The sequence below is a fragment of the Shewanella sp. S1-58-MNA-CIBAN-0166 genome, assembly GCF_040310085.1.
Lineage (GTDB): Bacteria > Pseudomonadota > Gammaproteobacteria > Enterobacterales > Shewanellaceae > Shewanella.
On record NZ_JBEOPN010000014.1, the window covers coordinates 36,717 to 59,380 of the forward strand.

A 22,664-nucleotide genomic window follows, 5' to 3' on the forward strand; every position below is an offset into this window, starting at 1 on the left:
GCCGACTTCACGCTATTCCTAATAACGAGACTCTCCATGCTTGAACTCACGCTCCAACTCGCGGTTATTTTATTTTTTGTTGCTCTGGTTGCGGGGTTTATCGACTCGATTGCTGGTGGCGGAGGCTTACTGACCATTCCCGCATTAATGTGGGCAGGGTTACCTCCAGCAGCAGCATTGGGTACCAATAAACTGCAAGCATGTGGTGGCAGCTTTTTTGCGAGCTTATATTTTGTACGTAAAGGGATGGTTGATTTACGCAGTATCAAACTGTCGTTGATATGCGCTTTTATTGGTGCATCAATTGGCACAATATTAGTACAAATGATCGACGCTAAATTATTAGAAGTGGTGCTGCCATTTTTGATTTTGGCCATTGGTTGTTATTTTTTATTCTCTAAAAAAATAAGTGAACAAGATCGCCAACAAGTCCTCACCCCAAGTGTATTTGCCTTTACTGCCGCATTGGGCGTTGGTTTATATGATGGTTTCTTTGGCCCCGGTACTGGAAGTTTCTTTGCTTTAGCATTTGTGTCATTGGCTGGTTTTGGTTTGGCCAAGGCAACCGCGCATGCAAAGCTACTTAATTTTGCCACTAACATAGCGTCGTTAATTTTCTTTTTAATCGGTGGTCAAGTCGCTGTGGTATTGGGATTAATTATGCTGGTAGGCCAAGCAATTGGTGCTACGTTAGGTTCACGTTTAGTGGTGACCAAAGGCGTTAAAATCATTAAACCTCTGGTGGTAGTGATGTCATTGGGCATGAGCGGCAAATTATTGTGGTCGCAATACATGTGATAGCAGTACATGTGATAGCAGTACATGTGATAGCAGTACATGTGATCGCGGTACATGTGATCATAGTAGCGATAATTTGGGTTTATTAACGCCATCATTATGTGGTGTACGTGTTTGTTTTTATTGAAGGGATGTTATGCGCATTATTCACACATCAGATTGGCATCTTGGCCAATATTTTTATGGTAAAAGTCGCGCAGCTGAGCACCAGGCCTTTATGCAGTGGTTACTTGAGCAAATCAACATCCACCAAGTTGATGTGCTTATTGTTGCGGGCGATATTTTCGATACTGGCACACCGCCAAGTTATGCCCGTACGCTATACAATCAATTTATTGTTCAAATTCAACAAACAGGTTGCCAGTTAATTTTATTGGGCGGTAATCATGATTCTGTGTCGACATTGAATGAATCTAAAAATCTCCTTGCTTGCCTAAATACTGTGGTTATTCCAGGTGCGTTAGAGCATGTTGAAGAGCACGTATTTATCCTCAAAAATCGCCAAGGTGAAGTGGGTGCTATTTTATGTGGTTTACCCTTTTTACGCCCGCGTGATGTGGTGCTAAGTGAATCAGGTGAGTCATCAATTGATAAACAACGTAAATTGGGTGATGCCATTAGCGAGTTGTATCAGCGCTGTTTTGAGCAAGCTGAACAACTCAATAATACATTTACTACGCCAGTACCCATTATTGCGACAGGTCATTTAACCACAGTGGGTGCAAGTACTTCAGAATCCGTGCGTGATATCTATATTGGCAGTTTAGATGCCTTTAATGCAGCGCTGTTTCCTGCCGCAGACTACATTGCATTAGGTCATATTCATCGCCCCCAAGTGGTGGCGAAATCTGAACATATTCGTTACAGCGGTTCACCGATAGCGTTAAGTTTTGATGAACTCGCGGCAGATAATGCCACTAATAAATCGGTGTTTTTGGTCGAATTTAGTGATGCCAAATTATCTCAAATCACAGCATTAATGGTGCCAGTTTTCCAGCCGATGCAGGTGTTAAAAGGCGACTTAGATAGCATTGAGAAGCAGATAAGCGCATTTGCTTTGCAAGCAGAATCCGCAAAAACGACTTGGTTGAGCATTGAGGTGTCACAACAAGATTATTTGTCTGATTTGCAATCGCGCATTGCCGACATGACTCAAGACAAAGCGGTTGAAGTATTGCAGTTAAAGCGTGCCCGTAGTCAACGACAGCAACACATTAAGCAGCTCGATAATGAAACCTTATCTGAGCTCAGCGTCGACGAGGTATTTGGGCGACGTTTGTCGCAAGAAGAGTTTGAGAGTGAATCGCAACAGGCACAGTTAGGACGAATAAAGCAACGCTTTAACCAAGTGTATGCCGAAGTGGAGTCTGAGCGAAACAGTCAAGAAACGGCTGCGAGCCATGTGTTACAAGAAACGTCGACAGAAGCCGTTGCAACAAAAAGTGCTACCGAGGGTGAGCAATAATGAAAATTCTAAGCCTTCGCTTTAAAAATATTAACTCACTTAAAAATGAGTGGAAAATCGACTTCACCCAATCGCCATTTGCTGAAAACGGTTTATTTGCTATTACAGGTCCTACAGGCTCAGGTAAAACCACCATTCTCGATGCGATTTGTTTGGCGCTTTACCATCGTACACCACGGTTAAGTAATATTTCTAAAACCACCAACGAGTTAATGACTCGTGGCACTGCAGAATGTTTAGCTGAAGTTGAATTTGAAGTTAAAGGTGTCGCTTACCGAGCGTTTTGGAGTCAGCGTCGTTCGCGCGACAAAGCCGATGGCAATTTACAAGATGCGCAAGTCGAATTGGCTAAACTCAGTGACGGTAAAATCCTTGCCAGTCAGATAAAACGTAAAACCGAATTAATTGAAGAAATCACCGGACTCGACTTTGCTCGTTTCACTAAGTCGATGATGTTGTCACAAGGCCAGTTTGCCGCTTTTTTAAATGCCGAAGCCAATGAGCGCGCAGAACTATTGGAAGAGCTAACGGGTACTGAAATTTACAGCTTAATTTCAGCGCGAGTGCATCAGCATTTTTCTGATGCCAAAACTAACCTAAAAGTGCTTGAAGCTAAGCTTGGCAGTGTTGAGTTATTTGATCAACAACAAGTTGTGGCGCAGCAACTACAGATTGAACAACTCAATCAGGCGCTTGTGATCGATCAACAGCAATTAGCTCAATTAAGCCAATTTATTACCTGGGCGGACAATACTGAGCAATCGCAGCAGACATTAGTTAACGTTCAGGCTCAACAGCAACTAGCACTGTCTCGCGTACAGCAACATAGCGATGAACTAACTCGACTTGAACATAGTGAGCCAGCACAGCAAATCCAGCCTCTATTTGAACAGCAACAAAAAGCCCAGTTAAGCACCCTAGTATTATCGGAACAGATTGAACAGTTAACGGAACAGGTTGGTGTAGCTGAACAAACACTGCAACAGCACACCCACAAGCAAACGCAAGCTGAGCAAGGCGTTGATAAAACCAATCAAGCACACAAAGATTTGCTTAATCTTATCGACAAACAGGTGTTGCCGTTAGACCAACACATTAGCCAATTGAACTATCAGTTGTCTCAGGTCAGATTAAGCCATCAGCAAACGGCTGAGCAACAACACAAAACGATTGAGCAACAGCAACAGTTGATGGCGTTGCAACAGCAACTCACGTCGGCAAAGCAAGACATACAGCAACAACTTGATAGTTTGCCACAAGGCCAAGAAGTGGCCAAAAAGTTTGCGGCTTGGCAGACGCAATATAGCCAAGTATTGCAATTAAACCAGCAGTTGAGCCAACTTGACACTCAACGAGTTCAGCAACAACACAATATCGAGCAAACTCAAACAACGTTAACTGAACTTTCGCCACAAATTAAGCTTGCCAAAACGACGGTCGCCCAAGCGTTGGCTCAACAAGCCGACAGCCAGCAAGCAATAACGGCATTATTGGCCGGCCAAGACGAAAGTCAGATTAATCATGTCTACCAACAACTGGTCGAGCAGCAAGCTGGGCGTTATCAGTTAACCCAGCTATTTAGTCACTATGTGCGTCAGCAGCAACAATGCCAGCAATTAAGCAGTCAATCGGTGCAATTTAACACTGATTTACAGGCTTTAGCGCTGTCACTTTCGCAGGTAAGAACCCAGTGGAGTGAAAAAAATCAGCAAGTAAAAGATCTGCAAACCATATTGCAGCAAGAACAGCAAATAGCCAATTTAACCTTAGAGCGTGCCAAGCTTAAAGCCGGTGAGCCTTGTGCATTGTGCGGTTCGACAGAGCACCCGTTAGTTGAGCGTTATGAAGCATTGAATGTGTCTGTTACCGAGCAAAGAATGCAGCAACTACAAATTGAACTTGATGCGATTAAACAGCAAGGTGAGCAGCTTAAAAATCAACAAACGGCGTTGCAAGTTAACCATGACAATTCGCTCAAGCAATTGAGCCTAGCGCAAACTGAATTACAATTAACTGAGCAACAGTGGCAACAACATACTCAGGTGCTTGCAGTAACGCTTGAATTACATGAGGAGCAACAACATAAACTAACTGATTATATTGCCCAGTCAGAAGCCAAACAGCAGCAACTTGCCCAAACGATAAGCCAGCTTAATCAATGCCAAAAAACCTTACATCAACATCAGCATAATGCTACTCAAGCAGAACAAGCGTTGGCAGTATTAATTAATCAGCAAGGGTTATTGCAACAGCAGCTCGATAATTTGTCCCAAGGTTTAGTGAGTCAGCAGCAGCAAATTGAATCTGTTAACAAGCAACTGCAGCAACTGAGTAGCGCTCTGGATTCGCACATTATTGCTACAGGGTTAACGCCGCCGAGACTTGAGGATGCCGACACTTGGCTGCATCATTTACAACAACAACTTGAGCGTTGGATTGAAGCGCAGCAGCAGGCTATCGATAACCAACAGCAGCTCAGTGTCACCGCAGAAAAACTCACCGCAAACAATCTACACACCACTGAAATAGCAACCAAGCTAGCGGAAGTGACTGAGCAAGTAGTTACGCTTAACGAGCAACTCGATTCGGTACTCGCAAAGCGTAAAGTCGTGTTTGCAGAGAAAGTGGTTGAAGATGAAAAGCTGCTTAGCCAACACGCAGTAGATCAAGCTCAGCAGGTATTTGTCTCAATTCAACAACAACTGCAAGCGGCGGATAAACATTTTGCTGGTTTGCAAGTACAGCTGCAATCGACAACGCAGCAAACAACCAAGGCGACTCAAGAGTTACAACAGTTGCAGGAAAAATGGCAAGTGGCATTACAATCAAGTCCATTTGCAGATCAACAATCATTTGAGCAAGCCTTATTGACGCCACAAGAGCGTCACACCTTACAGCAATTAAAACTGCAACTTGATAACGACATTGTCAAAGCCAATACGTTAGTTGAGCAAGCCTTAACAAAACAAACGGAGTTAGCGCAGCTGGCAGAGCAACACGGATACGATATTACTCAACACGGCGATACAATGCTGCAATATCAAACGATGGAAGCTAAGCACCAACAAGACAAGCAAACACTGTGGCGCTTAAGTCATGAGTTAGAGCAAGATACCAATAAGCGGGCAGGGCAACAGCAACTGTTAGCGGAACAAGCTCAAATGCAACAAGATTACGACGATCTTGCGTACCTGCATTCGTTAATTGGCTCACAAAAGGGCGATAAGTTCCGTAAGTTTGCTCAAGGGCTTACTTTAGACCATTTAGTGGCATTGGCGAACAGGCAGCTAGAACGTTTGCAAGGCCGGTACTTACTTGAACGCAAAGAGTCGGTTGATTTAGAGCTACAAGTACTCGATACCTGGCAAGGTGATGCAGTGCGAGACACCAGAACCTTGTCGGGCGGTGAAAGCTTTTTAGTGAGCTTAGCCCTTGCGCTCGCATTATCTGACCTTGTTAGTCATAAAACGAGCATTGACTCACTGTTTTTAGATGAAGGCTTTGGTACGTTGGATAGCCAAACATTAGATACCGCTTTAGACGCATTAGATAATTTAAATGCTTCGGGCAAAATGATTGGTGTCATTAGCCATATTGAAGCCATGAAAGAGCGGATCGACGTACAGATAAAAGTGACTAAAATGAACGGTCTTGGTATCAGTAAATTGCAGGGTGAGTTTGCTGTAAGTGGGTCTTGATCTGCCTCAAACTCCCATGATTACTGTAATCGAGTTCAAATTAATTATTAATTAAATATCATTTTATATTTGTAAAATGATTATTTTTTGATATAAAAGAGCGTTGATATGCAATTTGAGTGCAAAAGTCCGTATTTTTAGCTGTTTATACCGGATGCCGTAGTATCAAATATTGGGTCATATTCACCATAAAAAACGACATGAAGGCATAGCGTTAACTGAATTTATGCCCAATATCGCAATAACAATTTGCAGTAAAAGAAAAATAAAAAATATAAAGCGTCATCTTTTAGGGTGGATTAGACATTGCTAATGAGTAAAATTATGGGCTTCCAAAGGCCAGCGGTAAGTCAATTGAACTTGCCAAACTTGCACAAGAAAGTCTTGCTAGCGAGTGTATTTGTTGTCGGGGCGGCTTTATTATGGCCAACACAACAAGAGTTTTCATCACAACGTATTCCAGTGGCAATCGATATCGATTCGTTATTGCCACACATAGCTCAACAAGATAGCGCTTTGAAGCTGGTAAAGCCTATTTCACCGATTTTAAATCGCGTGATTGAAAGTGGTGATACCTTAAGTCATTTATTTGAATTAGCCGGTATCGACCAACGAACCATGTATAAAGTACTTGAGGCTGATTTAGAAGTCTTAGCACTAGATACACTTCTGCCGGGTAACCGAATCCAATTTTGGGACAACGCTAATGGTGAGCTTGATAAGCTTGAACTGTACTTTAGCCCTGCTCACCAAGTAGTATTCTCCCGTTTTAAAGACGGAACTTACGGTGTTAATGACATTAACATCGATGGCATTTGGCAAAATCGCATCGTTGGCGGAGAAATTAACGGCTCTTTTTATGTATCGGCTAAAAACGCTGGTTTAAGTGCCGCTGAAATTCAAAAAGTTGAAACTCTGTTAAAAACGAAATTAAACTTTTCTCGTGAGTTGCGCGCAGGTGATACTTTTTCGGTTTTAGTTAACGACCAATTTGTTGAAGGTGAACCAACAGGCACAACATCGATTGAAGGCATTCGTATTAATACCGGCCGTCGCGACATTACCGCGTTTCAAAATGTCGATGGCAATTATTACGACATTGAAGGTCAAAGTTTAACGCCTGCTTTTCAACGTATTCCGCTTAACCGAAAAGTTCGTTTAAGTTCGCGCTTTAACCCTAATCGTAAACACCCAATTACTGGTCGTATTCGTCCACATAACGGCACTGATTTTGCTACCCCAATAGGTACGCAAGTCGTAGCACCGGGAGATGGCATAGTTACTATGGTGACTAAACATCCTTATGCAGGCAACTATATTGTGATTCAACACGACAATAAGGTCAGCACACGCTACCTGCATTTATCGAAGTTTTTAGTTAAAAGAGGCCAACGTGTCACTCGTGGTCAACCGATTGGATTGTCGGGTAATACTGGTGCTTCAACAGGTCCTCACTTACATTATGAGTTTATTGTAAATGGTCGTCCTATCGACGCAATGAAAGCCAATATTGCAGAAGCTACTGTATTACCTAAAAAGCAACTACAAGCGTTTCAAGCTTTGGTGCATAGCCGTAGCATGATGATGGATTTAGGCTAATCACAACGCGTGTAAGCGAACTCTGATCGATAAAAATGCAGCCTATATTGGCTGCATTTTTTGTTGTTAAATCACAGTACTTAATAGAGTGCTCAATACTAGCGGTAACGGTTGTCCCTTGTTGTTACTTATCGTTGCAGTGCTTCCGCTTGTGGATCTATCTCAGTTCTGGGGTCCATTTCATATGCTGTTGGGCTTGCCATATCGGTGACGGCACGAAAACTTTCTTTTGTTGCAAGTGTTGAGGGGGCAATATGGCTGCGGCGTCTTAATAATACTATCACGAAGAAAATCGCCAAACATGAACTGGTAAAGGCATATAAACCCTTGGCGCCAAATAATCCCATCGCAAGTGAAGCCATCGGCGCACCAATAGCCGACGATAACCCAAGAGTGATAAGCATGGCACTGCTTATTTCAACAAAATCTTCAGCGGTGGCGTTGTCATTAGCATGGGCTAAGCATATTGCGTATAGCGTCATACATGTCCCTCCCCAAAAAAAGGCTGATATTGCTGCTGGCCAACCGCCAAAAGTAGTGACTACGTAAGGCAGAGTGACGAAGAGTAATGACACCAAGGAGCCACCTAAGGCAGTAAACATCAAAACACTGCGCCTATCAAACCTATCGGATAACTTACCTAGTGGTACTTGAAAACAAGCTCCGCCAAGGACGGTAGCAGATAAAAATGCACCGAGTTGAATACTGTCAAAACCATTATCTTTAGCGTAAATAGGCGCTAATGCCCAAAATGCACCTGTGACAAAACCGGCAACCACGGCTCCAATCAATGCAACGTGAGAGTGCCGCCATACCTTGGCCATATTCAACTTAACGTGTTTTACCACCGCAGGTGCTGATGAACGTGTCAGTGACACCGGAATGATTGCGATAGAGATAAATATAGCGGCTAGACCGAATAGCATCGATTCGTGCTCGCTGCCTAAATTGAACAGTTGTTGGCCACACATCACCATGATTAAATTTAGCGTGGTATAAATAGACAGTATTGTTCCTCTATTATTCGCTGTTGACGTGCCGTTTAGCCAGCTTTCAATGATCATATATAAACCAGAAATCATCACCCCGATTAAAAACCTTAATAACATCCAACTATAAAACACGGGTAATAAAGGAAATAGTAAGATGACCACCGAGTAACATGTTGCCAATACAGCAAAGCTACGAATATGCCCAACTCGTTTTAGCATATAGGGTGTGGCTAAACAGCCGGAAACAAATCCTAAAAAGTAACCCGATCCGGTTAAAGCGACTTGAGTATCGCTAAAACCAGATTCACTCGCCGCAATGGGGAGCAGAGTCAGTAATAAACCATGGCCAAGAATTAAGAATGCATTAGATATGAGTAATGCTGAAAGTGGGATTAACGCGTTTAACATGTCACTCCAATAGGTTTTGTGTGTGATACGTCACCAATTCACACAGCTAATAACCAAGATTGATTGTAATGAACTCCGAATTTGCCCAGGTATTAAAGCGTGTTTTAGTTTATTAATACCGCGTGTGACGCTGCTTATCGTACTATTTGGGACAGAACTGGGCGATGTTGTTGCAAGAAACGACGTTGGTTAACGCTGATGTAACCTGCGTTTTACACATTTCACTGACACACAATATGAAAGGAAGATTTATGCCAAGTGTGGTTATTATTTTTTTATTTTATAAATCAGCACGTTGAGAGTATGGCTTTTGGTTTTGCAGTTTAGATTAGTTTTACAGCGGTACAATGCTGAGCAGCATTGCACTGAAATCGAACAATATTTACTCTAAATATTGTGATAAATGCTTTCAATAAAGATGATATAAATTGAAATGTTTACCAGTCATAACCTTTGTAACAAACTGCTTATTTGAAAAGAGTCATTATGATGAAACTCTCTTAGAATAAATCGAATAAGGAATTGATTTAACAGTGGTTTGCAGCATATACCAGTTGTTACAGTGGTTACAGTTTTTATATATCTTGCCTTGGACTTAGGTGCGAAAATTGTGACTCGGTTATTAATGTTTGAGCATGTTACTAATAAAAGCATAGCGAATAATAAAATGGCGGCATTAGGTTGGTGATAAGGGACTCGTGATAAAAGGGCTAGTATTGGCCGTGATGAAGCCACAAGGCGGATCAAACCACTAGCACTGCTTTGAATCTACTGAATTGGACAGAACTTTCTATCTAACGCTCTGTTTGTCAGTAATTCCTGTTCAATTTATACAGTTGTATCATCTTGAAAGCTATCGTAATTAAAGCTATCGTAATTAAAGCTAAAAGTAGTTATGTTAATTCATTATAGAAATAGGGAGCATGGTTAATTTTCTGGCCTGCGGCCACTACGAACGTGGCGCTTCGACCACACCAGACCAAGAGTAAACCAACGGTAGTTCCCTCTTATAGTTTACAAAATAATTGGCCCCGCTGCCCCGCAATATTTTCCTTATTTACTTAAACAACAGAGCGAAAAGGTCGCCATAGGGATTAATTCAGCGTTGAACCTCATTTGAATACGGCTTCGGCCCATTTTGTTGTAAAGAGTGAAAATGCTAACGCTTTCGATTGGAATCTGATGTGAATAGATTCACTAATGTCGTGGTGGCATGGATGCCAAATAACGACCTGTACCGCGAAAACTAAGCTCACAACCATGTGAGCTTCATGCTATTTTTTTCAACAAATACCATAGAAGGCACAGACCTCTAATGCTGTGTATAAGCACAGTTATAATTTGCCTTTTGTAAATTAGCCGTTTTGTTTCTCGTTATGTAATCATAAAAATTTTCGGTTTCAATTGAGTTTATAACCCTCATTGAATCAGCCAAGCTTAAAGATGTATGATAGAAAAATACTATGAAAAGTGATTTCAATGAAAACTTACCCACTACTCGATATCAATTGACCAAAAAACGGCTCTGTAGCCCAGAGCCCGCATCAAAAATAGCATTAAGTATGTCAATTAGCTTTGACTAGGCATCGGCTAAGTCCAACAAGCGATTAATGCGTCGCAAATAACACAACGCATAAAGACTAAAATGTTAGGTTTTCATAATCTGTCGTGGAAACTAGCAATAGAGAAAAATTGGCGGCAAAACAAAGGAGAATGATGATGAGTAAAATAGTAGAGGAAGTAACATCTGCAAATGCTAATTACGTGGCTGACTTTGGAGATAAAGGTAATCTACCAATGCCTCCGGGAAGGCAGTTTGCAATACTTACATGCATGGATGCTCGTTTAGATCCTGCAAAATATGCAGGTCTTGCTGAAGGTGATGCCCATGTGATTCGTAATGCGGGTGGCCGAGCAAGTGATGATGCCATCCGTTCCTTGGTAATTTCATATAAGTTACTTGGAACGAAAGAATGGTTTGTAATTCACCATACGGATTGTGGGATGGAAACATTCAACAATGAAATTATGGGTGGTTTGTTGTCTGGTAGTCTCAAAACCGCAAGCGTTGATGCCTCGGGTTGGCACGATAGCAATGCTGGTGGTGGTACAACCGATGGTAAATACATCAATTGGTTAACTATCAGTGATCAAGAAAAAAGTGTTTTGGAGGATGTTCAGCGAATCAGAAGTAACTCAATGGTTCCAGGTGATATTCCAATTTATGGCTATATTTATGACTGTAAATCTGGAAGCCTTGTAGAAGTTCCAGAGGCAACAGAAGCCGGCAAGGCAAAAATCTAACAAGGCAAATTAACTCGGACTGTCAAGAACTGCGCCGCTTCGCGCCATGCGGCTTTTGATATCCGGTTATTTGCGACGTTAGTGGCTGCAGGCCAGATCTTAAACTAACCTTTGTCCATAAATGAGTTACAACACAATCAAACTTGAATATGTCGGTGCTTAACTTATGGATTAATTTGTTCTGTTCAGTATGGAGGGGTCTGTTTGCAAGCCCTCAGTATCTGGGTCTTTTTAAAACAAAATATTGAGCCAATAGCTTATCGATTACTTCGCGTAGGGCGATTGTCCGACTTCTTCAGCTACTAACCATACTCGCATATCAAATTCTAATTGGTGGTAATCCGCTAACATAAAGCTGCATAGTTGATAAAAAGCTTTGTTGTGTTCCTTTTCCCGCAGATGGGCCAATTCGTGCACCACTACCATTTGTAATAGCTCAAACGGAACGTGTTTTAAGTGTGCTGCAATTCTAATTTCATTTTTGGCTTTCACTTTATTACCTTGGCGGCGATTAACATAAGAATGCAAACCCAGGGCATGGTGGCTTAAGCTGATTTTTTCGTCAAAAATGACTTTGGCTAATGGATCTGACTGACGCATATAGGTATTTTTTAATGTCAGCGCCATATCGTATAAGGCTTTGTCTGTGCGAACGTCGTGTATTTTTGGGTAGCGTGTTAAAAAGTGGGCAGCTAAGGCGTTAGCGTCAACGAGTTGGCGAATTTTCTCGACCACGTCAGGACGATAACCATTCAAATAACGCAATGCACTTTGTTCACTTTGCTGCTTTTTAATGTCGGCACTGGTGACTAACAGGCTGAGATCTGTTTTTGGCTTTAATGATTGGCTTGCCGACTTGACTGGCATTTTAGGTGGGGCTTTAGGTTTTTTAGTTTTAGTATCTGACATGGTTGTAGTTCAACTGATTTTTTGGCGTTACCGTTATCTGAGTCGGTATCGATAACGCCAATATAGAACGGTGAAAGCGGTGGGTTACACTTTACCGAAGATGAGTCGGTTATGCTGAACATAAGCAACATCAAATGCATTAAGCTGCACGCGTTTTAGATCCAATGATTCAAAGTCAACTTGTGGCGGGTTACGCTTTAATTGCTCTTTAATAATCAATGGAGAAATAAGCGAAACTGGAAGGTCCATTAATTGAAGTACCGCTTCAAGTTTGAAGCTGGTGGCACTGCCGGCAAACTTGCCTTTTTGTTCACGTTCAATAATAGCTATTTCATCGACTTTGTAGTCGCTCATTAGTTTTTTAAACGCAAAATCAAACTCACGAATTGAGTCCGTGCTAGCTGATTGTGAAATACTGAATGAAACTTTACGACATGCTGGCACGTTATAGGTTTCGCCTTCATAGGTCAGTAAACAGATAATGGCTTCGCCGCCTTTTAATTCCACACCACAAATTTTCATGTTAATCCTTACTGGTTTATTCATACGAGTGTGCCGTTGGCATGCTCGTTATCGTTCATTTGTTGCAGGGCAGTGTACTGCCCTACATTCATTATTCTGTCATCGCAGTTTGTTGGTCATCTACTTGCAGATCACCTGCGATTTATGGGCTATTTAGTCTTCTGCTGTGCCGTCGTCTTCGATAATGACAATAGGCTTAACTTTACGGCGAACTGGCGCATCACCGACATCGACGCCAGTGATAAAGCGTTTATCACTCTTTGGTGCCGCTTTAGGTTTTTTAGGTGCGCTAACTCTATTGCTGATCACAGCTGCTTTTGCACTGGTACCAGCTTTGCCTGCCTGAGGCTTATCTTTTAGACCGCTAAATTTGGCCTTTAAGCCTTCAATCACCGTGAGGTCGAAATTTTTACGTAAAAACAATTGTACTTTTTTAAAACTGTCCCAATCTTTAGGACCTACAAATGAAACCGCATCACCTTTAGCGCCTGCACGGCCAGTACGACCAATACGGTGGACGTACTCTTCTGCAAACTTTGGCATATCAAAGTTAATCACTAATGATACGTTGATTAAATCAAGGCCGCGTGATGCCACATCGGTTGTCACTAATATTTTTGATTGGCCACGAGCAAATTGATCCATAATTTGGTTACGAGCCGATTGCTTTAAATCACCACTGAGTGCTGAGGTGGCAAAACCTTGCGCAGCCAATAGCGTGGCTAAACGGTCGGTATCTGAACGCGTAGCGGTAAATACAATCACTTGCTTGTGTTGCTCTTGGCTTAAGATATGCTGTAGCAAGGCTTGTTTATGGTCTAAATGGTCAACCAAAATAATTCTTTGCTCAATATCTTTATGTTCAGTGTAAGACTCACCGATAGAGACATGGCTTGGTGTTTTGAGCAATGTTGTTGCAATGTCACCGATGCTTTCATGATCTAACGTAGCTGAAAACATTAACGTTTGGCGACGCTTATGATCAGCTGCATCATTAATGGCTTTTAGCTGTGGCGCAAAACCTAAATCGAGCATACGGTCAGCTTCGTCAAGAACCAGTAATTCTAAGCCATTTAAATATAAGTGGCGCTGTTGTAAGTGATCCGCAATACGTCCCGGTGTGGCAACAATGAAATGTGGATCTCTGGCCAATGCTTTGGCTTGGTCGTTAAAGTTCTCACCGCCGAGTACGCTAATGGCTTTATATTGGGTATTGGCGACTAATAAACGTAATTGGCCATAAACTTGCTGGGCTAATTCACGAGTCGGTAACAAGATAAGTACCCGAGGATCTTTTTTCGACAATGCTCTAGTGGATATCACGCGTTGCATTGCGGGCAATAAAAACGCTAAGGTTTTACCTGAGCCGGTTTTAGACGATGCCATTAAATCTTTACCTGATAAGGCAATGGGAAGTGCTTGCGCTTGAACATCGGTAGGCGTAGAAATGCCAAGGTGCTTTAGACTGTCAAGCAGGCGCTTGTCCAACGAAAAATCGGTAAATTGCAAAGGTAAATCCCCTAAAAAATGATAGCCGACGATTATAGCTGTTTCACCTTGCTATAGCCAACAAGAGTCGCTTTAGTTATGCTATTTTTTAGCTTTATATTATGGCCTGAGTTCTACGTCGCTATTGGACGATTCAGGCGGGCGTATCGTAAAATTGAATACCGAGCATGGAAGGAAAGAAAGATGACAAAGCTCACCGTGGGATTAGCGCTAGGCAGTGGAGCCGCTAAAGGTTGGGCACATATTGGGGTATTGAATGGTTTAGCCAAGTTAGATATTTATCCTGACAAAGTGGCAGGTTGTTCGGTAGGTGCATTAGTGGGTGCTGCCTATGCCAATAATCATTTGGGTGAACTTGAAACCTGGGTGAGTGGATTTTCAAGTTGGGATGTACTCGGGTTAATGGATTTAGGCTGGCGCAAAGGCGGACTTATCAGTGGTGAAAAAGTATTTGATGTATTGGCTAATCGTATTGGCGACCTTAACATTGAACAGCTGAATCGTCCCTTTGCTGCAGTCGCGACAGATTTATATTCTGGGCAAGAGATTTGGTTTAAAGAAGGTGACTTACGCCATGCGGTTAGGGCTTCATGTTCAATGCCGGGCTTTTTACCCCCAGTACAGCAAGGGCATCGCTGGGTTGTGGACGGTGCGGTAGTGAATCCTGTGCCGGTATCATTAGCTCGCTCTATGGGCGTTGATGTGGTTATTGCGGTGGATTTAAATGGCCATCGTCGTGGCCAAATGCACTTAATCCCAGAGCAAGTAAAAAGCCGCAAAGCCACTAAGTCTGAACCTATTGATGAAAAGCGCGAGCTTGAATCTGGCTTTATGGACCTATGGGGTAAAGGCAAAGATTATATGAATGGCTTAACCGATAAATTCTCTTTAGGAAGTTCAAAATCCCATCCGGGTATGCTGGCGGTGATGTCACAATCGATGGATATTCTAGAACAACGCCATAAACGTTCACGCCTAATGGGCGAGCCACCTGATATTTGCATCGTACCTGATGTGGGTGATATTGGCACCATGGAGTTTCATCGCGCTAAAGAAGCGATTAAAGCAGGTGAGCAGGCTGTAAGTGATATTAAACATTTAATCGAAGCGACCTTAAAGAAATGTTGAAGCAGTATCGGATATAGTGGTGTGTTTATGATAAATACACCCGTTAACCGCCGCTAAGTGAATGTTTGCTATTTTATCGGTATTTGTCATTAAATCCGCGTTTGTTATTCAACTAGGGCATTGTCTAACCTGCGCAGTCTGATGTAGTTGATAAGATTATTCACTCTCTCATGGTTATCTCATAGTTAACTCATGGTTATTTAGTCATTATCTAGTAGTTATCTAGTAGTTATCTAGTAGTGACTTGCCCGCAATGATCTATCCGCAATGGTCTACCCGCAATTATCTAACGATAACTACCGAGTCATTAGATACAGTGGGTACGTTATTTATGTTGTTGATCTAGCCATTTAAGGTTCGATCAATGACTTAATACCGTCATTCAGCACCATTTTAAGTTGTCAAATACAACCCTTATGGCGTTTGCACATCAGATTATCGATTCAGCAAAGCATCCCAAATCGCTAAATTATGTCGATTTTATCCCCTTGTATTAGCCTGTCAAAATTAGTTGCTATTCCTACAATATCTATCGTTGATAGCAAGTGTTTTTTCAATATTAAGTACTGCCGACAATTATGATCTGGATCAAGGTATTACTCCGCGTAAATGTGTCTAATACACTCTATCTTGTGTTGTGCGTGTATTAAAGCGCTATATATAGTGCTTGTAAAGGATGGTTGTATGCTTGTAGTAGTGAAAAGGGATGGATGCCGAACTGCGTTTGATGGATGTCGAATCAAAGAGGCTGTTGTGGCAGCAATGGAGTCTGCAGGTATAGCCGACCATCAATATGCACAGCAGTTAGCGCAGACGGTAGAGCAGCAAATGGCTGTGAAGACCGAAGTTGATATTCACGAACTACAAGATGCAGTTGAAAATTTATTAATGTCGGGCCCGTTTAAGTCGGTGGCGCGTCATTACATTGAGTACCGTCACGATAGAGATAAACACCGTGAAACCCAGAGTAAATTAAATTGTGCTATTCGCGGTTTAGTTGAGCAATCGGATAGTGCGATTTTAAACGAAAATGCCAATAAAGATGCCAAAGTCATCCCGACCCAGCGAGACTTATTAGCGGGCATTGTGGCCAAGCATTATGCCAAAACCCATTTACTGCCAAAAGATGTGGTAGCCGCCCATGAAAAAGGCGAAATTCACTATCACGACTTAGATTATGCGCCTTTTTTCCCGATGTTTAACTGCATGCTAATTGATTTAGCCGGCATGTTAACGCATGGTTTTAAAATGGGTAATGCTGAAATAGAACCGCCTAAGTCTATCTCAACTGCCACTGCTGTTACGGCGCAAATTATTGCCCAGGTCGCGAGCCATATTTATGGTGGTACCACGATTAACCGTATCGACGAAGTGTTAGCTGAGTTTGTGCAAATCAGTTACCAAAAGCACCTTAGCGTCGCTAAAAAATGGCAAGTGGCTGACGTAGAAGGTTATGCCATGACGCAAACCGAAAAAGAGTGTCATGACGCATTCCAGTCACTTGAATATGAAGTGAATACCTTGCATACCGCTAATGGCCAAACGCCATTTGTCACATTTGGTTTTGGTTTAGGCGTGTCGTGGGAGTCGCGTTTAATTCAGCAATCGATGTTAACTGTACGTATGGCGGGTTTAGGTAAAAATCGTAAAACAGCAGTCTTTCCAAAATTGGTGTTTGCCATTAAAGATGGCGTGAATCATAAAGCGACTGATGTTAATTACGATATCAAAAAGATGGCCTTAACGTGTTCAAGTATGCGCATGTACCCAGATATTCTCAATTATGATCAAGTCGTGAAAGTCACCGGTTCGTTTAAAACCCCAATGGGATGTCGCTCATTTTTGGGCGCCTATGAAGAAAATGGTCAATTGGTCCATGAAGGCCGCAATAATCTAGGTGTTGTCAGTCTTAATTTACCGCGTATAGCGTTGGAAGCAGGTAAAGATGAACAGCGTTTTTATCAAATACTCGATGAGCGTTTGTTAATTGCCCGCAAAGCCTTAGAAACGCGTATTGCCCGTTTAGCCGGAGTCAAAGCACGAGTGGCACCAATCCTTTATATGGAAGGCGCCTGTGGTGTGCGCCTAAATGCGGATGATGATGTGAGCGAAATCTTTAAAAATGGCCGGGCATCAATTTCGTTAGGGTTTATTGGTCTTCACGAAACCATTAATGCTTTATATAGCAATGCTGAACATGTGTTTGATAACACACAATTACGTGATAAAGCTGTCGCCATTATTAGTCATTTAAAGCAAGCCACTGAGTCTTGGAAACAACAAACAGGTTATGGCTTTAGTTTATACAGTACCCCAAGTGAAAATTTATGCAGCCGTTTTTGTCAGCTTGATACTACCCAGTTTGGCGTAGTGGCAGGTGTGACCGACAAAGGCTATTACACCAATAGTTTTCACTTAGATGTCGAAAAGAAAGTAAATCCTTTTGATAAGATTGATTTTGAACAACCTTATCCAGCGATCGCTAATGGTGGGTTTATTTGTTACGGCGAATATCCCAACATGCAGCACAATATTGAAGCGCTCGAAAACGTTTGGGATTACAGTTATAGCCGAGTGCCATATTACGGCACCAATACTCCCATTGATGAGTGTTACGATTGCGGTTTTATTGGTGAATTTAATTGTACTAGTAAGGGCTTTGTGTGCCCTAAGTGTGGTAATCATGAGCCAAGCCGAGTGTCTGTTACCCGTCGCGTGTGTGGTTATTTAGGTAGCCCAGATGCACGACCATTTAACTTCGGTAAGCAAGAAGAAGTTAAGCGTAGAGTGAAGCATTTATAATGCATTACAGTGCATATCATAGCGTTGATGTGATCAACGGCGAAGGCACCCGCTGTACGTTATTTGTCAGCGGTTGCGAGCATGGTTGTAAAGGTTGCTATAACCAAAGTACTTGGCGTGTAGATGCTGGCCATGTTTTTAGCCAAACACTAGAAGATCAGATTATTGATGATTTAACCGATACTCGTATTTACCGTCGAGGCTTGTCGTTAAGTGGTGGCGATCCGCTACATCCCGCCAATTTTGAAGGCGTACTAAAATTGGTTACGCGGGTAAAGCTGGAATGTCCCGATAAAGATATTTGGCTGTGGACCGGTTATCAACTGGCTGAACTTACACCGCAGCAACAAGCTGTGGTGAACTTTGTGGATGTGTTGATTGACGGTAAGTATGAGCAAGATAAAGCCGATCCCACGCTATTATGGCGCGGCAGTAGCAATCAACAGATCCATCGTTTTATGCGCTAGCGTTTTATATGAAGGCGTTAAGACGAGTCGCTTAATGTCAGCACTTTAACTGTCAGCACGTTAACTGTCAGCGCGCTAATCGTTAGCAAATAAATGTTTAATCCGCTAATCGTTAACCCGTTAATGATTAGAAAGACCCACAATATGGCGATAACGTTTAGTGCGCTGTTTGGTTTTATATTGATCGATTAATAAACTCCACAATGGTGAATCATTAGTGTGTGGCGACTTACCTTGGCTTACACGACGAAGTTGGCGTTTAATGACGGCCATCGTCGCCAGTCCAGCCAAAGGTTTACTCTGCCAATTGACAGTTGGAATTGACGGGACAAACTCTGGCTGAATTTGCCATCTATTGGCTAAGTCAGGATAGAAGGCGAGGGCGCTAGCGATACCACACAATGCAAAACCAGCATCAATAACTTGTTGAGCCACAGGTAGGCGATGAATACCTCCGGTTAACATTAATGGAATAGGGCTACGCTGGACCAATTGCGCTGTTAAACTTAAAAAATAAGCCTCTCGAGCTAACGTTCGCTCATCAGCACTGCGACCTTGCATGGCTGGTGCCTCGTAGCTGCCACCTGATAATTCCACCATTTCAACGTGATACTGTGCCAACATATTAATGACCTTTTCGGCGTCGTCGACATCAAAGCCACCGCGTTGGAAATCGGCAGAGTTGAGTTTTACTGCTACATCGAAATCGGCACCACATTTAAGTCTTACTTGCTTAACCACTTCGAGTAATAACTTGGCACGATTTTCAAGCTTTCCGCCCCATTGATCATTACGTTGATTGGTTAACGGCGATAAAAATTGAGCCAGCAAGTATCCGTGTGCAGCATGAATTTGTACTCCATCAAACCCAGCTCGTTGAGCCAATTGTGCCGTGGTAACAAATCGATGGATAACCTCTTCAATGTCTGACGTTGTCATCGCTTTTGGTTGAGAGAACATGGATGAGTGTTTGCCTAAATCGAGTGCGATGGCAGAAGGGGCTAAATTTTTACCGCCCATCGCTTTAAACACCTGACGACCTGGATGATTGATTTGCATCCATATTCTGGCGTTATTTTGCTTCGCTATTTTGGCCCATTGGATGAACGGCTCAAGTGCGCTGTTGGGATCTAATACCACTCCGCCAGGGCCGGTCATGGCTAAGGGATCAATCATCACGTTACCGGTGATCATTAATCCTACGCCGCCTTTTGCCCATGTTTCATACAAGTTGAACAATGCGTCATCAGGTTGTTGTAAGGTGTTAGCAAGGTTTTCTTCCATTGCGGCTTTAACCAATCGATTGGGGATGATGGCACCATTGCTCAAGGTGTATGGTGTGAAAATGGTATTAGCCATGAAATAATATCCTAAGGTAAGCCGCTGAATTAATGTGTTGTTTATCCTACAAGTAGCCTAGATAGTCAATTGTCCTTATTAGAAAGGGATAAAAAAGCACTGCCACAGGCAGTGCTTTCATCATCTCGTTACTCAATTTAACGCTAAATTGAGATCTAGATTTCGAGCAAACAAAATCCAGATTGATATGTTTTTAAATACGATAAGTTAGGGTTAACTTCGCATTACGCTCTTCGCCGGGTAATCCGCCTAAGAACATGGCTTTATCGTAATATGTTTCATTAAATAAGTTATTAATGTTCAATTGAATTTTATAACGTTCAACGTCATAACTAATCGCTGAATCGATTACCGTATAACTTGGCACATAACCATCTGGAATACCAAATGAGCTAGAGTGTGTGCTGCGTTCATCGACATATTTAGCCCCAAGACTGATTGATACCGGTGCTGGTAAGGCAAATTCTGCGGCATAAGTTACCCAAGCGCCCGCTGTGACGTAAGGTACACCTTTTTGGCGTTGGCCATAATCACTGCTATTTGGATTTTGATTGTCTCTAGCATCTTGGTAAACCGCGTTAACGTTGACTTTCCATTGGTCACTTAAATATGCATTCAGATCTAGCTCCACCCCTTTAGTATCTTCGCTGCCGTCGTAAAAATACGGGAAGATATCAGGTGTTGCTTCGCTGCTTTCGTATTCTGGATTGCTATAAGCCACATTAGTACGTGATGTTTTGAAAAAGACCAAAGATGCAAGCAATTGATCATCAAATGCTTTGGCACGAATACCTAAATCATTACTGATAGATTGAGAATCTTCACGGTCTGCTTCATTGCCTTTTACATCGCCTAACACACTGTATGCTGTACGGCCTTTAGAATGATTAACGAAAATAGAGATATCGTCAGTAGGCATATAAGTTAGGCCTAAATTGTAAGTTACACCGTTATCTGTGGTATCCGCTTCTGGTTGAGGGTCTGCTAAGCTACTACTGTAACGAGCATCGACACCCAAGTGTTCATAACTTTGTTTAATTTCATTGAATGCGACACCAATACGGCTAGTAAATCCGCCACCTAAATAACCCACATGTTGTAAGCCCAAGCCCCAAGCTGTGACAGACTTATTGTAGTTACTGGTTAATAATGGATCGTAGTCTTCAAATTCACCTTCGCCCCAATTGGGGTTACGGATATCATAAATATACGGTAGCGAACCTTGATATGACAAATTACCATCGGCATCTTTCAAGGTGTAATCTGCGTCGTAAATTGAATACTGTTTAAAGCGAATATCGCGATCTTCAAAGTTAGCATTAACTAATAATTCGTTACTGATATTGCCAATGTCGAAGTCATAACGTAAGTCGGCAAAATACTGCCATGACTTTTCTTCTGCCGAGACTTTGCGGTATTCCTGACGGCGTGCCGCATAAGGGTATAGAGTGCCATCTTCAACCAAAGGTGCGCGTGGGTCGGCGTTAATGACGCCACTACGTTGCCAGTAAACATAGTTGTAAGCCCCTGTTTGACGAGCAAAACTGGTTTCGTAGTTACGGTATTGCAGTTGTTGGTTTAAAAATAAGTCATCGGTTAAGTACACATTATGGCTTAGTTTAAAGCGCAACTCTTCGCCTTCATTGTCTTTCGCCATTGGTGAGATAAGACCGTTATGACCAAACTCATACGGTGTTAGGCCATCATTTGCGCTTAACGAGTCGGTTAATTGTTGGCGCTGATCGTCTGTGAGTTGTAAACCATTACTGGTAGGGTCGTTGACTAAGTCTTGCCAGCTGACTTCACCAGCGGTTTTCCCCTCGACTGAAGCTGCGTTATAAATGCGGATAGGATGGCCGATTGAATCAACGGGGATCGCATCGCTAATATATGCTGTTGATAGCATGATATTTTGGTTTTCATTTAATACATATTTAAGCGAGCCATATATTTCATCGCGGTCGGTACCAAGATCTCGATAACCTGTACTACGAGCCGTTTTTGCCACGAGGCGATAGGCTAAATCGTCAGTTATTCCGCCCGTAGAATCAGCCATGAGAGAATAACTATCCCATTGACCCACTTCAGCTTCAAACAACTGTTTACTGTCAAATTGAGGTTTTTTCTCAATAAGGTTAATCACGCCACCCGCGCTGCCCATACCATACAGACCAGTAGCAGGGCCCTTGAGTACTTCAACGGAACTCACGTTGGTTAGTGAACGAGTTGGATTAAAGGTGTTACCTAATCCAGCACCGCCATACATACCATCGTAAGTGTAGTTGGCACCTAATCCGCGCACGACCAAATTGTCGCCAATACCATAATTATTACCCGCTTGAGTTACGCCGCTGATGTTACGAACCAAATCTTGCATGTTGGTGATGCCTTGGGCATCAATTAATGCTTCATCAACAATCACCACCGCGGCAGGCGTTTCCATCAGCGACATATCAGATTTGGTTGCTAAGCCGGAGTTCATCACTACTTGGTTTTGTCTGCCATAAACTGTTATTCGTTCATAATTGGTAGAGGATGATGCATTGGTCGTATCATCTGCAGGTTGTGTTGTAACCTCAGATTGGGAAGTAGGCGTTTGTGCGTGAGCATAAACGGGAAACAGTACACTTTGACAAGCAAGGGCGAGTAGCGATAAACGTAATGGCGTCATAACGGGTTAGGCTCTTTATTAACAATGTTGCGA

Annotated in this window: 14 protein-coding genes; 8 read left to right on the plus strand and 6 right to left on the minus strand. The window is 42.5% G+C overall.

Annotated elements, in window-relative coordinates:
• Positions 1 to 36: 36 nt before the first annotated feature.
• The 4 genes from AAEY99_RS10410 to AAEY99_RS10425 all read left to right on the plus strand — a co-directional run bounded on the left by AAEY99_RS10410 (position 37) and on the right by AAEY99_RS10425 (position 7,560).
• Positions 37 to 798, plus strand: coding sequence for a TSUP family transporter (locus AAEY99_RS10410; protein ID WP_041413055.1), 762 nt, complete (start codon positions 37 to 39; stop codon positions 796 to 798).
• A 136-nt stretch (positions 799 to 934) separates the two neighbouring features.
• Entirely contained in the window at positions 935 to 2,263 is a 1,329-nt protein-coding gene (gene sbcD / locus AAEY99_RS10415) for an exonuclease subunit SbcD (protein ID WP_351010420.1), read from the plus strand.
• The gene (locus AAEY99_RS10420) at positions 2,263 to 5,961 is read left to right on the plus strand and encodes an SbcC/MukB-like Walker B domain-containing protein (RefSeq protein ID WP_351010422.1); all 3,699 of its coding nucleotides are present in this window, start codon (positions 2,263 to 2,265) and stop codon (positions 5,959 to 5,961) included. The genes sbcD and AAEY99_RS10420 overlap by 1 nt, the downstream gene beginning before the upstream one ends.
• Positions 5,962 to 6,273: 312 nt before the next feature.
• Positions 6,274 to 7,560 carry a peptidoglycan DD-metalloendopeptidase family protein gene (locus AAEY99_RS10425; protein WP_101088090.1) on the plus strand — a complete coding sequence of 429 codons (1,287 nt, stop codon included), beginning with the start codon at positions 6,274 to 6,276 and terminating at the stop codon, positions 7,558 to 7,560.
• A 128-nt stretch (positions 7,561 to 7,688) separates the two neighbouring features.
• Here AAEY99_RS10425 and AAEY99_RS10430 read toward each other — a convergent pair whose 3' ends face one another.
• Entirely contained in the window at positions 7,689 to 8,960 is a 1,272-nt protein-coding gene (locus AAEY99_RS10430; RefSeq protein WP_182744310.1) for an MFS transporter, read from the minus strand.
• Positions 8,961 to 10,679: 1,719 nt separating this feature from the next.
• Between AAEY99_RS10430 and AAEY99_RS10435 the strand changes: the two genes are divergently transcribed.
• Positions 10,680 to 11,264, plus strand: coding sequence for a beta-class carbonic anhydrase (locus AAEY99_RS10435; RefSeq protein WP_101088094.1), 585 nt, complete (start codon positions 10,680 to 10,682; stop codon positions 11,262 to 11,264).
• 264 nt (positions 11,265 to 11,528) lie between these two features.
• On the opposite strand, the gene AAEY99_RS10440 is transcribed toward AAEY99_RS10435, so the two are convergent.
• The 3 genes from AAEY99_RS10440 to AAEY99_RS10450 form a co-directional block, all read right to left on the minus strand.
• Positions 11,529 to 12,131, minus strand: coding sequence for a M48 metallopeptidase family protein (locus tag AAEY99_RS10440; RefSeq protein ID WP_101088226.1), 603 nt, complete (start codon positions 12,129 to 12,131; stop codon positions 11,529 to 11,531).
• A gap of 126 nt (positions 12,132 to 12,257) precedes the next feature.
• A complete protein-coding gene (locus tag AAEY99_RS10445) occupies positions 12,258 to 12,695 on the minus strand; it encodes a DUF3010 family protein (protein WP_101088096.1) in 438 nt (145 codons plus the stop codon).
• A gap of 153 nt (positions 12,696 to 12,848) precedes the next feature.
• Positions 12,849 to 14,204, minus strand: coding sequence for a DEAD/DEAH box helicase (locus tag AAEY99_RS10450; RefSeq protein WP_101088098.1), 1,356 nt, complete (start codon positions 14,202 to 14,204; stop codon positions 12,849 to 12,851).
• Between the two features lie 183 nt (positions 14,205 to 14,387).
• On the opposite strand from AAEY99_RS10450, the gene rssA reads away from it, so the two are divergent.
• From rssA to nrdG, 3 genes are all read left to right on the plus strand, one after another.
• Positions 14,388 to 15,332, plus strand: coding sequence for a patatin-like phospholipase RssA (gene rssA / locus AAEY99_RS10455; RefSeq protein WP_101088100.1), 945 nt, complete (start codon positions 14,388 to 14,390; stop codon positions 15,330 to 15,332).
• Between the two features lie 684 nt (positions 15,333 to 16,016).
• A complete protein-coding gene (gene nrdD / locus AAEY99_RS10460) occupies positions 16,017 to 18,134 on the plus strand; it encodes an anaerobic ribonucleoside-triphosphate reductase (protein WP_101088102.1) in 2,118 nt (705 codons plus the stop codon).
• Positions 18,134 to 18,601, plus strand: coding sequence for an anaerobic ribonucleoside-triphosphate reductase-activating protein (gene nrdG / locus AAEY99_RS10465; RefSeq protein WP_351010424.1), 468 nt, complete (start codon positions 18,134 to 18,136; stop codon positions 18,599 to 18,601). The genes nrdD and nrdG overlap by 1 nt, the downstream gene beginning before the upstream one ends.
• Before the next feature lie 120 nt (positions 18,602 to 18,721).
• On the opposite strand, the gene AAEY99_RS10470 is transcribed toward nrdG, so the two are convergent.
• On the minus strand, positions 18,722 to 19,960 hold the full coding sequence (locus tag AAEY99_RS10470) for an NADH:flavin oxidoreductase/NADH oxidase family protein (protein WP_182744312.1): 1,239 nt from the start codon (positions 19,958 to 19,960) through the stop codon (positions 18,722 to 18,724).
• A gap of 193 nt (positions 19,961 to 20,153) precedes the next feature.
• Positions 20,154 to 22,631 (minus strand): TonB-dependent receptor, encoded by a 2,478-nt coding sequence (locus AAEY99_RS10475; protein ID WP_350979277.1) that lies wholly within the window; start codon positions 22,629 to 22,631, stop codon positions 20,154 to 20,156.
• Positions 22,632 to 22,664 lie beyond the last annotated feature (33 nt).